Annotated in this window: 13 protein-coding genes; 4 read left to right on the top strand and 9 right to left on the bottom strand. The window is 70.0% G+C overall.

From position 1 onward, the window contains the following. Positions 1-62: 62 nt before the first annotated feature. From AVME950_RS05275 to AVME950_RS05255, 5 genes are all read right to left on the bottom strand, one after another. A complete protein-coding gene (locus tag AVME950_RS05275; RefSeq protein WP_284429603.1) occupies positions 63-296 on the bottom strand; it encodes a hypothetical protein in 234 nt (77 codons plus the stop codon). A gap of 148 nt (positions 297-444) precedes the next feature. Then, on the bottom strand, positions 445-1,398 hold the full coding sequence (locus AVME950_RS05270; RefSeq protein WP_284429004.1) for an ADP-ribosylglycohydrolase family protein: 954 nt from the start codon (positions 1,396-1,398) through the stop codon (positions 445-447). Between the two features lie 192 nt (positions 1,399-1,590). Then, a complete protein-coding gene (locus tag AVME950_RS05265; protein WP_284429003.1) occupies positions 1,591-2,607 on the bottom strand; it encodes a GlxA family transcriptional regulator in 1,017 nt (338 codons plus the stop codon). Next, positions 2,604-2,912 carry a DUF1272 domain-containing protein gene (locus tag AVME950_RS05260; protein ID WP_284405881.1) on the bottom strand — a complete coding sequence of 103 codons (309 nt, stop codon included), beginning with the start codon at positions 2,910-2,912 and terminating at the stop codon, positions 2,604-2,606. The genes AVME950_RS05265 and AVME950_RS05260 overlap by 4 nt, the downstream gene beginning before the upstream one ends. 65 nt (positions 2,913-2,977) lie before the next feature. Then, entirely contained in the window at positions 2,978-3,544 is a 567-nt protein-coding gene (locus AVME950_RS05255; RefSeq protein ID WP_284429002.1) for a cysteine hydrolase family protein, read from the bottom strand. 232 nt (positions 3,545-3,776) lie between these two features. Here AVME950_RS05255 and AVME950_RS05250 point away from each other — a divergent pair, with 232 nt between their 5' ends. Further along, the gene (locus AVME950_RS05250; protein ID WP_272548580.1) at positions 3,777-4,856 is read left to right on the top strand and encodes an extracellular catalytic domain type 1 short-chain-length polyhydroxyalkanoate depolymerase; all 1,080 of its coding nucleotides are present in this window, start codon (positions 3,777-3,779) and stop codon (positions 4,854-4,856) included. A gap of 128 nt (positions 4,857-4,984) precedes the next feature. On the opposite strand, the gene AVME950_RS05245 is transcribed toward AVME950_RS05250, so the two are convergent. From AVME950_RS05245 to purM, 4 genes are all read right to left on the bottom strand, one after another. Continuing rightward, complete coding sequence (locus tag AVME950_RS05245) at positions 4,985-6,610, bottom strand: methyl-accepting chemotaxis protein (RefSeq protein ID WP_284429576.1); 1,626 nt, start codon at positions 6,608-6,610, stop codon at positions 4,985-4,987. A 335-nt stretch (positions 6,611-6,945) separates the two neighbouring features. Next, positions 6,946-7,149 carry a transposase gene (locus tag AVME950_RS05240; RefSeq protein ID WP_502869378.1) on the bottom strand — a complete coding sequence of 68 codons (204 nt, stop codon included), beginning with the start codon at positions 7,147-7,149 and terminating at the stop codon, positions 6,946-6,948. A gap of 125 nt (positions 7,150-7,274) precedes the next feature. Beyond that, positions 7,275-8,447 carry an AI-2E family transporter gene (locus AVME950_RS05235; RefSeq protein ID WP_284429001.1) on the bottom strand — a complete coding sequence of 391 codons (1,173 nt, stop codon included), beginning with the start codon at positions 8,445-8,447 and terminating at the stop codon, positions 7,275-7,277. Positions 8,448-8,472: 25 nt separating this feature from the next. Then, positions 8,473-9,546, bottom strand: coding sequence for a phosphoribosylformylglycinamidine cyclo-ligase (gene purM, locus AVME950_RS05230; protein WP_284429000.1), 1,074 nt, complete (start codon positions 9,544-9,546; stop codon positions 8,473-8,475). 322 nt (positions 9,547-9,868) lie between these two features. Here purM and hda point away from each other — a divergent pair, with 322 nt between their 5' ends. From hda to pcnB, 3 genes are read left to right on the top strand one after another with little or no spacing between them, the layout of a single operon-like run. Further along, a complete protein-coding gene (gene hda, locus AVME950_RS05225; protein WP_272548576.1) occupies positions 9,869-10,567 on the top strand; it encodes a DnaA regulatory inactivator Hda in 699 nt (232 codons plus the stop codon). Between the two features lie 60 nt (positions 10,568-10,627). Next, entirely contained in the window at positions 10,628-11,329 is a 702-nt protein-coding gene (locus AVME950_RS05220) for a histidinol-phosphatase (RefSeq protein ID WP_284428999.1), read from the top strand. Beyond that, a complete protein-coding gene (gene pcnB / locus AVME950_RS05215; protein WP_284428998.1) occupies positions 11,326-12,990 on the top strand; it encodes a polynucleotide adenylyltransferase PcnB in 1,665 nt (554 codons plus the stop codon). The genes AVME950_RS05220 and pcnB overlap by 4 nt, the downstream gene beginning before the upstream one ends. Positions 12,991-12,996: the final 6 nt, after the last annotated feature.

Below are 12,996 nucleotides of genomic sequence, written 5' to 3'. Positions count from 1 at the left end.
CCGTTGGACCCACCGGGGGCGTCAAGGGTGCGTTTCGTGGGTGTCCTCCAACCCGGCCGGCATTATTTTTTCTTCTTCTTGCCTTGATCGTGGTGCCACTTGATGGCTAAAAACATGCCTGTTCCGAGCACGATGACCTTGAACGCAATGAAGACGATAGGGAACCAATCCATTTTCTGAGCACTTCCTGGCGATTGCGTGAAAAGACCAATCGTGAGGTGCATGGCCTCCAAATGCTTTTCCGGTGGTTTCGTCGGCGCCGAAACCGGTGCCGAATCCGGCCCCGATTGTTGCATTCGGCACGGCATTTCACGGCCGGGCGGGGTGGGGCATTTCGCCTCACCGATCAGGCGCCCGGCGTGGTGAAGGGGGGCCTGAAGCGCCGGATCTTTCTGCGAGCCACCGCCTTGGCGCCTTCCCTTTCCTTGCCGGTTCTGGCAGGAATCACTCCCAGGCGGCGATCAGGCGGTCGAGCAAGGGCTCGACGAGGGGCTTTCCTTGCAACTGCTCGCGCCATCGCAGCGGAATGCCTTGCTCGCCATAGAGCAGTCCCGCCCATCCCCCCGCGACGCAGGCGGTGGTATCGGTGTCGTTGCCAAAACCGATCGCGCACCGCACGCAGTCTTCGAAGTTGCGCGTGCGAAGGACGGCTGCAACGGACGACCAAAGGCAGTCCACCACGTACCCGCTTCCGCCCGGTGGATCAAACCGCCCGTTCAACAGGATGCGAAGTTCAAATCGCTCGGATTCGGATGTGGTCTCTTCGAGGTGCTCCTGGGCCCCGTCGAGCGCCTCCACGAACGAGAGGCCCCTGAGAAGGCGGGCGGATACCAAGGTCGCCAGCGCGCACGCGAGCAGCGACCTCGTGTGCCCATGGGTGGGCAGGCTTTGCCTTCTTGCGCGGTCGATCAGGACCCGGTCGTCGGCAGCGGGAAGCAAGGCCGTGGGAAGCACCCGCATGAGCGACCCATTCCCATTGTTCCTCTCTTCGCAAGGGCCGCTCTGGCTGGGCGGCACACCTCGCCTGAGGTTCGCCAAGGCTTCCTGCGTCTGGATGCCGATATCGAACACGCGGCCATCGGGTGTCAGATCACCGGAGGAATGCCAGGACTGCAAGCCATCGGCGAACCTGCTTTCCAGTGCGTGGTCCCCATCGAGAAGAACCCTCAGCAGATGCAGTGCTTGCGCGCCGTCATCGCTCCAGGTGCCTGCCGGCACTCCCGGATGGGCGCGGCGAAATCCATCGGGCGGTGCCATCTCGATCAAGCGGAGCTCTGGCAGTTCTGCGGCATCCGAGAACTCGTAGGGCACCCCCAGCGCATCGCCAACGAGCAGGCCGTAGACCGCGCCCCGCAGGCGCGATCGGATGGAGAGGGGTATGGGTTGGGTCTGTGGCATGGTGGATGACAGCAGTGAGCGGCTGGGCCGTTGGCAAAGTATGCCCTTCACAAGGCCCGAGTCAGCGGCATCCCCCGCTTGGCGGTACCACGCCCTTTGCGAACAGCCTTTCGCCGACGACCGGGCGGCATTGACCTGCACCCCTGGCCAGCAACCCACCGCAAGCGGCCGCCCTGGACGCAGGCGCGCGCTTTAGAGGCCCGGCAGCCCTGCGCCGCCACCCGTTCCCCCGAGCTGCGAAGGCGTCCCACCCCGCCCGAACTGCTTCCACGCCCGGCGCAGCTGCGTATCCGAACTGAACCCCGCCATCGCCGCCGCCTCGGTCACGTTGCGCCCCGCCCGCAGCGCGGCCTCGGCGGTGGCCAGGCGGATGCGGCGCAGGTACTGCAGCGGCGCGATGCCGGCGTGGTCCAGGAACAGGCGGGTGAGGTGGCGCGGCGATGCGTGCGCCACCTTGGCCATGGCGGGCACGCTCCAGTCGGCCTGGGGCTGCTGGGCGACCGCGTCCTGCACGCGGTGCAGCGCGCCGTGCAGGTGGTTGCGGTGGTGCAGGAAGGGCGACATTTCCGGGTCGTGCGGGCCGCGCCGCAGCGCCACCACCATGGTCTGCGCCACCTCGGCGGCGATGGCCGGGCCGCAGGCATCGGCGATGCGGTGCAGTACCAGGTCGATGCCGGTGGTCACGCCCGCGCTGGTGTGCAGGGCGCCATCGGCCACGAAGACGCGGTTGGCCACCACGTCGCAGCGGGGCTCCACCTCGGCCAGTTCGGCCAGGTGGTGGTGGTGCGTGGTGGCGCGCCGGCCGGCCAGCAGTCCCGCGTGCGCGGCCAGCACGGCGCCGGCGCACACCGTCACCAGCTCCAGGCGGCCCGTGGCCAGCCGCAGGCCGCGCAGCCAGTGCAGCAGTTCGCGCGCCTCGCTGCGCTGCACATCGATGCGCTGCCCGGGCAGGCCCACCAGCACCACCCAGGCGGGCTGCGGCAGCGTGGCCGGCAGCGGCGCCAGCCCGGTCAGCGACACGCCGACCGAGGTGACCGATTCGGGCGCCGGGTTGACGAAGTGCAGCACGAAGCCCGGCGGCCCGCCCCGCGCCTGCAGCACCTGGTTGGCGATGCGCAGCGCCTCGGCGGGCCCGGCCCAGTCCAGCACCAGGCTGCCGGGCAGCAGCGCGAAGAAGACGTGGATGGGGGCGCCGGGGCCGCTGCTCATCGCTGTGCGGGCGGAATCTGCCGCAGGGCGGCGGCGAAGGCCGCGTGGGCGGCCGGGTCCACGGGCCGGTGGCGCACCACGGTGCTGGCGGGGTCGTTGCCCAGGAAGTTGTTGCCCTTGTGGTTGTGCGCGGGCCGGATCGGGCGCGGGGCGAAGCCGCCGCCGCAGTTGGGGCACACGTTGCCGAGCACGTGGTCCACGCAGTCGGCGCAGAAGGTGCACTCGAAGCTGCAGATGCGCGCATCGGGCGAGGCGGGCGGCAGGGCGGTGTTGCAGTGTTCGCAGGTGGGGCGCAGTTCCAGCATGGCGCGTCTTCTTTCGTCGTGATGGCGGAGGGGGGGGACGGGGTGGGGGGCGGAAAGGGCGGGGATCAGGCTGCGGCGGCCACGCGCTCCAGCGCCTGTGCGGCGGTGCACACGGTGGCGAAGCGGTCCTGCAGCACGGTGGCCGTGCGGTCCCGGATGTCGGCGGCGGTGAGCGTGCGGCCGTCGGGCTGCACCATGTCCCAGGTGAGCGTGGCATCGAGGGCGTAGTCCACCTGCCAGCCCAGATCAGAGGCATGGCGGGTGGTGGTCTCGCAGCACTGCTCGGTGCGGATGCCGCTCACGATCAGGCGCTGGATGCCGTGCTGCGTCAGCCAGACGGCCAGGCCCGTGTCCACCAGTGCGCTGTGGCGCGATTTGGTGAAGGTGGCGGCGGCGTCGAACGGCGCCAGGCCCTCCAGCGGGCGCACGTGGCCGGACTCGATGGCGAACGGGTTGCCGGCATCGGCGGGACCGTCGCTGTGGAAGATGCGCACCACCGGCACGCCTCGGGCCGCGCAGCCCTTGATGAGTGCGTTCTGCGCGGCGAGGTAGGGCGGTAGGCTCTGCGCGGTGAAATAGGGCCGCTGGCGGAACGATTCCTGCGCGTCGATCACTATGAGACAGGTTTTCATGGGGGCGCTTCGATGGGTGGTGGAGTATGGCGCTGATTTTGAGAGCGGCGGCGGCCGGCGTCCGGCCCGGGGCGGCCAGGGATCGATCATTTCAGGACATGTTTCGATGGCGCGGCAGCGGCGGGTTTGTAGGCCATGGCGCCCAATTCCAGTTCCGGCGGGCCCAAAAAATGCTGCACTGCAACAAAACTGGTATGGTGAACCCGCTACCCCGCCGATTGGACGACCGCCCATGCCCCGCAGCTCCCGCCTGTTTTCCCTGTCCGTTTTCACCCGGGCCTACCAGCGCAACCTGAAGGCGCTGGCCCGCGCCACGCGCCCCGCGCGGGTGAAGGCGGCCGCCAAGCCCCTGCTGTCGCTGGTGAATGCCGCCACCCCCAAGGCCCGGGCGCCGCGCAAGGTGCCGCCCGGGGCGGGCGAATGGATCGGCGGCATCGCCCCCGGCCCGGCCGGCGCGCGGCGTTTTCACCTGCACATTCCCCCGGGCCTGGCCCTGGGCGCGGGCGAAAAGCTCCCCATGATGGTGATGCTGCACGGCTGCGGGCAGACGGGGGCCGATCTGGCCGCCAGTTCGCGCATGAACCGGCTCGCTGCCCGCGAGCGCTTTCTGGTGCTGTACCCCGAGCAGGAGCGCATCGCCAACGCGCAGGGCTGCTGGAACTGGTTCTCGCACCGCAACGGCAAGGCCCACGCGGAAGCGGCCACGCTCATGGCGGCGGTGGACCAGGTGGCGCGGCGCCATCCGGTCGATCTCACGCGCGTGGCGGTGGCCGGCTTGTCAGCCGGCGCATGCATGGCGGTGCTGCTGGCGGCGCGCTATCCGGAACGGTTCTGCGCGGTGGCCATGCATTCGGGCGTGGCGCCGGGCACGGCGGAGTCGTCCGCCCAGGCGCTGGCCGCCATGAGCGGGCGCCGCGAGGCCCTGCTGCCCGAGCCCGCGCCCCCGGTGCTGGGCATGGGCCCGCCCCCGCCCGAAGGCCCGCTGCCCTTGCCTCCGCTGCTGGTGCTGCACGGCGAGGCCGACGGCGTGGTATCGCCCCGCAATGCCTGCGCGACCGCCGAGCTGTGGGCGCAGGCGCTGGGCGCCAAGGCCGGCGCCGCGCGCATGCAGCAGCGCGGCAAGCGGCACGCCACGCGCCTGACCGAGTTCAAGCGGCAGGGCCGCACCGTGGTGGCGCTGCGCGAAATCCTGGGCCTGGGGCATGCCTGGAGCGGCGGCCTGGCCAGCGTGCCCTACAGCGATCCGGACGGCCCGGACGCCTCCGCGCTGATCTGGGCGTTCGTGGTGCGGCAGTTCCCACCGGCGCCATGAGGGATTGATGGTGAAAAGAGGCTGATGCCCTAGATTTATATGTGCTGAGTGCTATTAAAAAAATAGCAAATAACGTTTCTTGGACACCCTGGTGTGGGCCGGTGCCACCACCGCAGGGAGCGCTGGCGTCAGTTCAACTGCCGACGGGCCGGCCCCGGCCGACGCAGCGCAGCCTGCGCCGTGCCTTGCCCTGAACCTTCCGAGCCTTCCGCGGCCCGGTGCAGGTGAAAGGCCGCCACCACCTGCTTGAGTTCGTTGGCCTGCTGCTGCAGCGAGGCGGCAGCGGCGGTGGCCTGCTCGACGAGCGCGGCGTTTTGCTGCGTGCCCTGGTCCATTTGCGAGATGGCTTCGTTGATCTGCTCGATGCCGTCGGTCTGCTCGCGGCTGGCCTGGCTGATGTCTTCGATCACGGCGGACACGCGCAGCACGCTGTCCACGAGGTTCTGCATGGTCGTGCCGGCTTCCTGCGCCAGCTGGGTGCCGGCCTTCACCTGCTCGGCGGAGTGGCTGATCAGCGCCTTGATCTCCTTGGCCGCCTCGGACGAGCGCTGCGCCAGGCTGCGCACTTCGGTGGCCACCACCGCGAAGCCACGCCCTTGTTCGCCGGCCCGCGCCGCCTCGACCGCTGCGTTCAGGGCGAGGATGTTGGTCTGGAACGCGATGCCTTCGATTACCCCGGTGATTTCGGACACCTTGCGCGACGACGCATCGATGGAGCCCATGGTCTGCACCACCTTGTCCACCACCGTGCCGCCCTGGCGCGCCACGTCGGACGCCGATTGAGCCAGCACGCTGGCCTGCCGGGCGTTGTCCGCGTTCTGCTTCACGTTGGAGGTCATCTCCTCCATGGAGGCGGCAGTCTGCTCCAGCGCGCTGGCCTGCGATTCGGTGCGGGCCGACAGGTCGTGGTTGCCGGCGGCGATCTGCTGCGAGGCGCCCGCGATGTGCTCGGTGCCGTCGCGCACGCGCTGCACGATGCGGTGCAGGCTATCGCGCATGGCCTGCATGTCCAGCAGCAGGCTGGAGTGGTCGCCCTGGCGCGTCTCCACCGCCACCGACAGATCGCCCTCCGAAATGCTGCGGGCAATGGTGCGTGCGTACCCGGGCTCGCCGCCCAATTGGCGCAGCAGGTTGCGCGATATCAAGGTGCCTATCACCAGCAGCGCAGCCCCCAGCAGCGCCGCCACCAAGCCGAACCCCAGGGCGCGTTGCCAGATGGCGGCGTTCACCGTGTCGATGTACACGCCCGATCCGATCACCCAGCCCCAGGGCGCGAAACCCTTGACGTACGACGTCTTCTCGACCGGCGCTTCGCTGCCGGGCTTGGGCCACAGGTAAGGCACGAAGCCTGCGCCGCTGGCCTGTACGGTGCGCACGAATTCCATGAACAGCGGCTTGCCGTTGGGGTCCTTGTTGTCGGTCAGGTCCTTGCCGTTCAACTCGGGGCGCACCGGGTGCATCACCATGCGCGGGTGCATGTCATTGATCCAGACGTATTCGTTGCCGCTGTAGCGCAGTGCCTGGATGGCAGCGGCCGCGCGCTTGCGGGCCTCGTCGTCGGAGAGTCCGCCCTGGGTGCTCAGGTCATGGAAGTGCGTAGCGATGCCGTGCGCCGCCTCGACCACCTGGCGCACGCCGGTCTGGCGCTCTTGCAGGATGAGCTGTCGCTCGGAGATCAGGAACCACGCCGTCATCACCGCGATGCCGAGAATGGCGCTCAGCAGGAGGAGGGCCAGTTTTCTTGCGATGGTCATGGGAACCCTTGGAGGCAAGCGATTGGGGCCGTGGGACGCTGCACGCCGTCCCACGGGCTGCGTGGCGCGCCGTACAAGCGTAATGCTGGAGTGGAAGGCGCTGGCTCGGCACAAACCCGTGGGGCGGTTTTGTGACATGGGCTTTGCGCGGGGGGGGCGGGCCGCGATGAAGGCGCGGGTAGCAAGGCGGGGCTCCGCTGCCAGGCGCAGGTCCGCGCTGCCTGGAAGATCTGCCTGAACGCGCGGCCTGGCGCGTGTCCGAGGCCATGTGGGCCTTGCTGCCGCGCTCGACTGCACGTGCTCCCATCCGCTGGGCGGGCCTTGGCGACCCTGCGCTACGCGAATGATGGAGCGCAGGTCGAGACCATCGCCTCGAAGCAACCCGCGTCCAACCAGCGCCGGCGTGCTGAGAGACCACTTCCCAGGGCGGCGGGACCATGGGGCTGCATCCGCCAGGGCGGTCCCGCGCGTAACAGCCAGCGCAGGGCATTGAAGACTTTCCGCAGATCGTGCTCTCGCTGGGAAGCGTGCCGGTCCATCAGGGGCAGATAGGGCGCCGCGAAGCTCCATTCTTCATCGCTGGCGTCCGTTGGGTACGGCTCGCGGGGCATCCGCAAACGCTCATCACGGCTTTGCTCTCACTGAGAAAAGTGCATGACACGCACTAGACGAGCTGCGCTGCCTGCAGTTCCTTCTTGAGGTACGCGTAGAACAGCGGCGCTGCCACCAGCCCGGCGGGGCCGAACACCGCCTCGGCCACGAACATCACCGCCAGCAGTTCCCACACGCCCATGTGGGTGCGCTGGCCGACCACCTTGGCGTTGATGACGTATTCGGCCTTGTGGATCAGGATCAGGAACGCCAGGCAGGCGATGGCCGCGGCCGGCGACACCGACAGCCCCACGATGGTGATGACCGCGTTGCACAGCAGGTTGCCGACGATCGGCACCAGCCCCGCCAGGAAGGTGAGCGTGATCAGCGCGGGCGTATAGGGCAGCTGCAGGTCCCACAGCGGCAGCACGCCCAGCAGGAAGATCGCCGTCAGCAGCGTGTTGAACGCCGCGATCCAGAACTGCGCCGCCACGATCTGGCGGAAGGCCTCGCCGAACCAGGTGATGCGCGCCGAGAGCGCCTCGGCCAGCGGTCCGCGGGCCCCGTCCAGCGTGCGCACGGCGGCCAGGGCCCCGATCAGCAGGCCCACGTAGGCATGCAGCAGGCCGCTGAGCCACGCGCGGCCGGCCATGGCCAGTGCGCCCGCCTTGGCGCCCAGGTAGCCGGCGATGGTGCGCTGGATCTCCACCGCGCCCTCGGGCAGGTGCGAGGCGATGTCGGGCGGCAGCTTGAGGCGCAGCTCCAGCACGGTGCGGGCCAGAAAGTCGAGCAGTTCGCGGTACTGCTGCGGCGCCTCGACGATGTAGCTGCGCGAATGCGAGGCCGCCAGCACGATGAGCGACAGCGGCGCCAGCATGACCAAGGCCGCCGCGATCACCTGGCCTGCCGTGGCGCCACTGCCGGACGGGCGGTGCACGCTGCGCCCCGGCGGCCAGGCCAGGCGCGGCGCCAGCCAGCGCGTGAGCAGAAACCCCAGGCAGGCGCACAGCAGGCCGGGCAGCAGGCCCTGCCACATCACCAGCAGCAGGGCCGCAGCCATGAGCACGTAGCTGGCCGTGACCACGCCGCGGGGCCGGGCGGAAGGCGTGGCCAAGGCCTGGGAAGGGGCCGCCGCTGCGGTGCCCGCAGGCACGCCGGCAGCGGCCGCGCCGGGCGCAGTGGGGGCCGCCCGCACGGGGCCGGCGGCAGAGGGCGGAACGTCGTGCGGTGCGAGCGGCTCCATCATGGGCGGCGGGGTGCGGCTGAGGGGGTCAGCCCACCACCACGGGCGCGCCGTCGCCGCGTTCGGCGATGGTGCCGATCGTGTAGACCGTCTCGCCCAGCGAGCGCAGCGTGGCGGCCGTGGCTTCGGCTTCGGACGCCGAGACCACCACCACCATGCCGATGCCGTTGTTGAAGGTGCGGTTCATCTCGATGTCGTCGATGCCGGCCGTCTTCTGCAGCCAGGCGAACAACTCGGTCTGCGGCCAGCTGCCGGCTCTCAGGTGCGCGGCCAGGCCCTCAGGCAGCACGCGCGGAATGTTCTCCAGCAGGCCGCCGCCCGTGATGTGGGCCAGGGCCTTGATGCCGCCGGCCGATGCCGCATCCTGCGGCGCAGGGTGCTTGGCCAGCGCGGCCAGCACGTTCTTCACATACAGGCGCGTGGGTTCCATGACCGCTTGTTTGAACGGCTTGCCGTCCAGCGTGGCGGGGGCTGAATCGCCGGCCCGCTCGATGCACTTGCGCACCAGGCTGAATCCGTTGGAGTGCACGCCGGCCGAGGCCAGGCCCAGCACCACGTCGCCGGCCGCCACGGCCCTGCCGGTGAGGATCTTGGATTTTTCGACCGCGCCGACCGCAAAGCCGGCCAGGTCGTACTCGCCGGCGGGGTACATGCCCGGCATTTCGGCCGTCTCGCCGCCGATCAGGGCGCAGCCCGACAGCTCGCAGCCCCGGGCGATGCCGCCTACCACGGCCGCGGCCGTGTCCACGTCCAGCTTGCCGCAGGCGAAGTAGTCGAGGAAGAACAGCGGTTCGGCACCCTGCACCAGCACGTCGTTCACGCTCATGGCCACCAGGTCGATGCCCACGGTGTCGTGCATGTTCCATTCGAAGGCCAGCTTGAGCTTGGTGCCCACGCCATCCGTGCCGCTCACCAGCACCGGCTCCTGGTAGCGCTTGGGCACCTCGAACAGGGCGCCGAAACCGCCGATGCCGGCCAGCACGCCCTCGCGCATGGTCTTCTTGGCGAGCGGCTTGATGCGCTCGACCAGCGCGTCGCCGGCATCGATGTCGACGCCAGCGTCTTTGTAGGAGATGGGGGTGGAGGAGTCGGAGGAGCTCATGGAAGGGTTCGTGAGTGCTGGTGGGCCCGCGCGGCGGGCTGGAGCGGCGGATTTTAAAGGCCCCGCCCGCCTGGCCCGCCAATGCCCCCGCAGGGCCGGCGGATGGCGTGGCCGCGGGTGGCCCGTGGCGCCGTGGCCGGACGGGTCGCCGCGGCAGACTAAAATTCGCGCCGGCGTGTCCCGCGCGCCCTGCCATCCGGCCCTTTGCCATTCCCACTTCCATGCCGCCTCGCCCCCCACTGCCGCCCTTCGTCCCGCACCGCGCCTGCCGCTGCGGCCCGGGTGCGCGGCGCGTGCGGGCCGCCGTGCCGGGGCGCGGCGCATGAAGCAGCTCGCGCTCGACATCGGCCTGGCCACCGGGCCCACGCTGTCCCGGTTCTTCGCCGGCACCAACGAGGCGGCCCTGCAGCACCTGCGGCTGGCCGTGGGCGACGGCGCCGTCGAGGTGCTGCGCTCGCCGGTGCCCACCTACCTCTGGGGCGAGTCGGGCAGCGGCAAGACCCACCTGCTGGAGGCCGTGCGCGAGGCCCTGCGCGAGCAGGGCGCCTCGGTCGGCTGGCTCGATGCCTCGGTGGCCGAGCCCACGGCGTTCGACGACCGCTGGTCCGCCGTGCTGCTGGACGAGGTGCACCTGTACAACACGGCCCAGCAGGCCGCCGCCTTCAACTGGTTCGTCAATGCCATCAGCCCCGCCGTGGGCGAGCCCCGCTGGGTGCTGGCCGCCGGTCAGACGCCGCCGGCCGACCTGCCGCTGCGCGACGACCTGCGCAGCCGCCTGGGCTGGGGCCACATCTTCCAGCTGCACCTGCTGGGCGAGGCCGAGCGCCGCGCCGTGCTGCGCCAGGAGGCCGACGCGCGCGGCATCTTCCTGGGCGACGATGTGATGGACTACATGCTCAAGCGCTTCTCGCGCGATCTGGGCAGCCTCATGCAGTTGCTGGACCAGTTGGACAGTTTCGCCCTGCGCACCCAGCGCGCCATCACCATTCCCCTGTTGCGGGCCATGCTGGAGTCCGAATAGCGGCGCACGCCGCCGGCTTTCCTCCCCTTCGCCCGCCCCTTTTCCCATACACCACACCGCATGAACCCTGAACCCCCGGCGCAACGCCCTCGGCTGGCCCTGTTCGACCTCGACCACACGCTGCTGCCGCTCGACTCCGACTACGAGTGGGGCGAGTTCACCATCCGCATCGGCTGGAACGACCCGGTCGAGTTCGGCCGCCGCAACGACGAGTTCTACGCCCATTACCAGGCCGGCACGCTGAACGTGCACGACTACGTGCGCTTTGCCATCGAGGCCGTGCGCCAGCGCGGGCCCGAGGCCGCCGCGGCGGCGCATGCGCAGTTCATGCGCGAGGTGATCGGGCCCGCCATCCATCCGCAGGCGCTCGCGTTGGTGCGCCAGCACCAGGCGGCGGGTGACCAGGTGGTCATCATCACGGCCACCAACGAGTTCGTGACCGGCCCCATTGCCCGGGCGCTGGGTGTGGACGAGCTGCTCTCCATGGGCCTTGCGCGCGACGCGCAGGGCTGGTACACCGGCGCCATCGAGGGCACGCCGACCATGCGCGAAGGCAAGGTGCGGCGCATGGAAGAATGGCTGGCGGCGCGCGGCCTGGCCTGGAGCGGCGTGGAGAGCACGTTCTACAGCGACTCCATGAACGACGTGCCGCTGCTCGAAACCGTCGATCACCCGGTGGCCACCAACCCCGACCCCCGCCTGCGGGCGCTCGCGCAGCAGCGTGGCTGGCGCATATTGGATCTCTTTCCCACCCAACCATGATCAAGAAGTTCATCGACAAACTGCTGGGCAAGGGCGCCCCCGGCGCCGGCCGCGGAAAGAACCGCTTCGGCAAGCGCGAGGAAGTGCCCGCCTCTGTGCACGGCATCAACCCCGAACTGGTGGACCGCCGCGCGGCCGACGTGGTGCGCACGCTCAAGGCGGCGGGCTATGAGGCCTACATCGTGGGCGGCGCCGTGCGCGACCTGCTGCTGGGCCTGCGGCCCAAGGACTTCGACGTGGCCACCAACGCCACGCCCGAGCAGGTCAAGGGCCTGTTCCGCCGCGCCTTCATCATCGGCAAGCGCTTTCGCATCGTGCATGTGGTGCACGGCCGCGGCCGTGAGCACGAGGTGATCGAGGTATCCACCTTCCGCGCCTACCTGGACAACACCGCCATCGAGCAGCAGGTGAGCGGCAACGAAAAGACCAGCAAGCAGCAGCTGGTGGGCATGCAGCACGCCGTGGACGCCAGCGGCCGCGTGCTGCGCGACAACGTCTGGGGCCCGCAGGACGAAGACGCCACGCGGCGCGACTTCACCGTCAACGCGATGTACTACGACCCCGAAACGCAGGTCGTGGTGGACTACCACAAGGGCATCCAGGACGCGAAGAAAAAGCTGCTGCGCATGATCGGCGACCCGGCCACGCGCTACCGCGAAGACCCGGTGCGCATCATCCGGGCCGTGCGTTTCGCGGCCAAGCTCGCGGGCCTGGGCTTCACCATCGAGCCCAAGACGGCCGGCCCGCTGATCGAGTCGCAGGCGCTGCTGGCCGACGTGCCGCAAAGCCGCATGTTCGACGAAATGCTCAAGCTGCTGCAGACGGGCCACGCGCTGGCCACGATCGCGCAGCTCAAGAAGCTGGGCATGGCGACCGGCATCTACCCGCTGTTGGATGTGGTGGTCGAGCGCGCTGATTCCTCCTTCGTGAGCGCCGCCCTGGCCGACACCGACCGCCGCGTGGGCGAGGGCAAGCCCGTGGCGCCGAGCTTCCTGCTGGCCTGCGTGCTGTGGCAGGACGTGAAGACCGGCTGGGACCGGCGCATCGCGCAGCGCGAGCAGCCGTTTCCCGCGCTGCAGGACGCCATCGACGACGTGTTCGAGCGGCGCATCGGCGACGTGTCGGGCCGCGGCAAGCTGGCCGCCGACATGCGCGAGATCTGGGTCATGCAGCCGCGCTTCGACAAGCGCGTGGGCTCCACGCCCTACAGCATGGTGGCCCAGGCGCGCTTTCGTGCCGGCTTCGACTTCATGCGCCTGCGCGCCGATGTGGGCGAGGTCGAGGAGGCGCTGGCCGAATGGTGGCAGGAGTTCCAGCACGCCGACGACATGCGCCGCGACGACATGATCGACCAGGCCCGCGAAGAGCAGAAGTCCCGCCAGCGCAAGGCCCAGCCCGTCGTGCGCCGCGTGCCCCGGCCTGCGGCGGATGCGGACGGCGCTGCAGCCTCCCCTGGCGAGGCCCGCCCGGCCGCTGCCCCCTCCCGGGGCGATCAGGAAGGGCAGGACGGCCAGGACCATGAACACGATGGCGGCGAAGACCCGGCCGGCGACGGCCAGGCCGCCCCCAAGAAGCGCCGCCGGCGCCGCCGCAAGCCTTCGGGCGGTGGTGGCGGCGAGGGCGCGGCCCCCGCGGCCTCGTCCAGCCCTTCGGGCGATTGAACGGGG

It is taken from the genome of Acidovorax sp. SUPP950, assembly GCF_030158935.1.
GTDB lineage: Bacteria > Pseudomonadota > Gammaproteobacteria > Burkholderiales > Burkholderiaceae_C > Paracidovorax.
The sequence above is the reverse complement of the archived record's forward strand: the minus strand, read 5'-3'. Positions and strand labels throughout refer to the sequence as shown.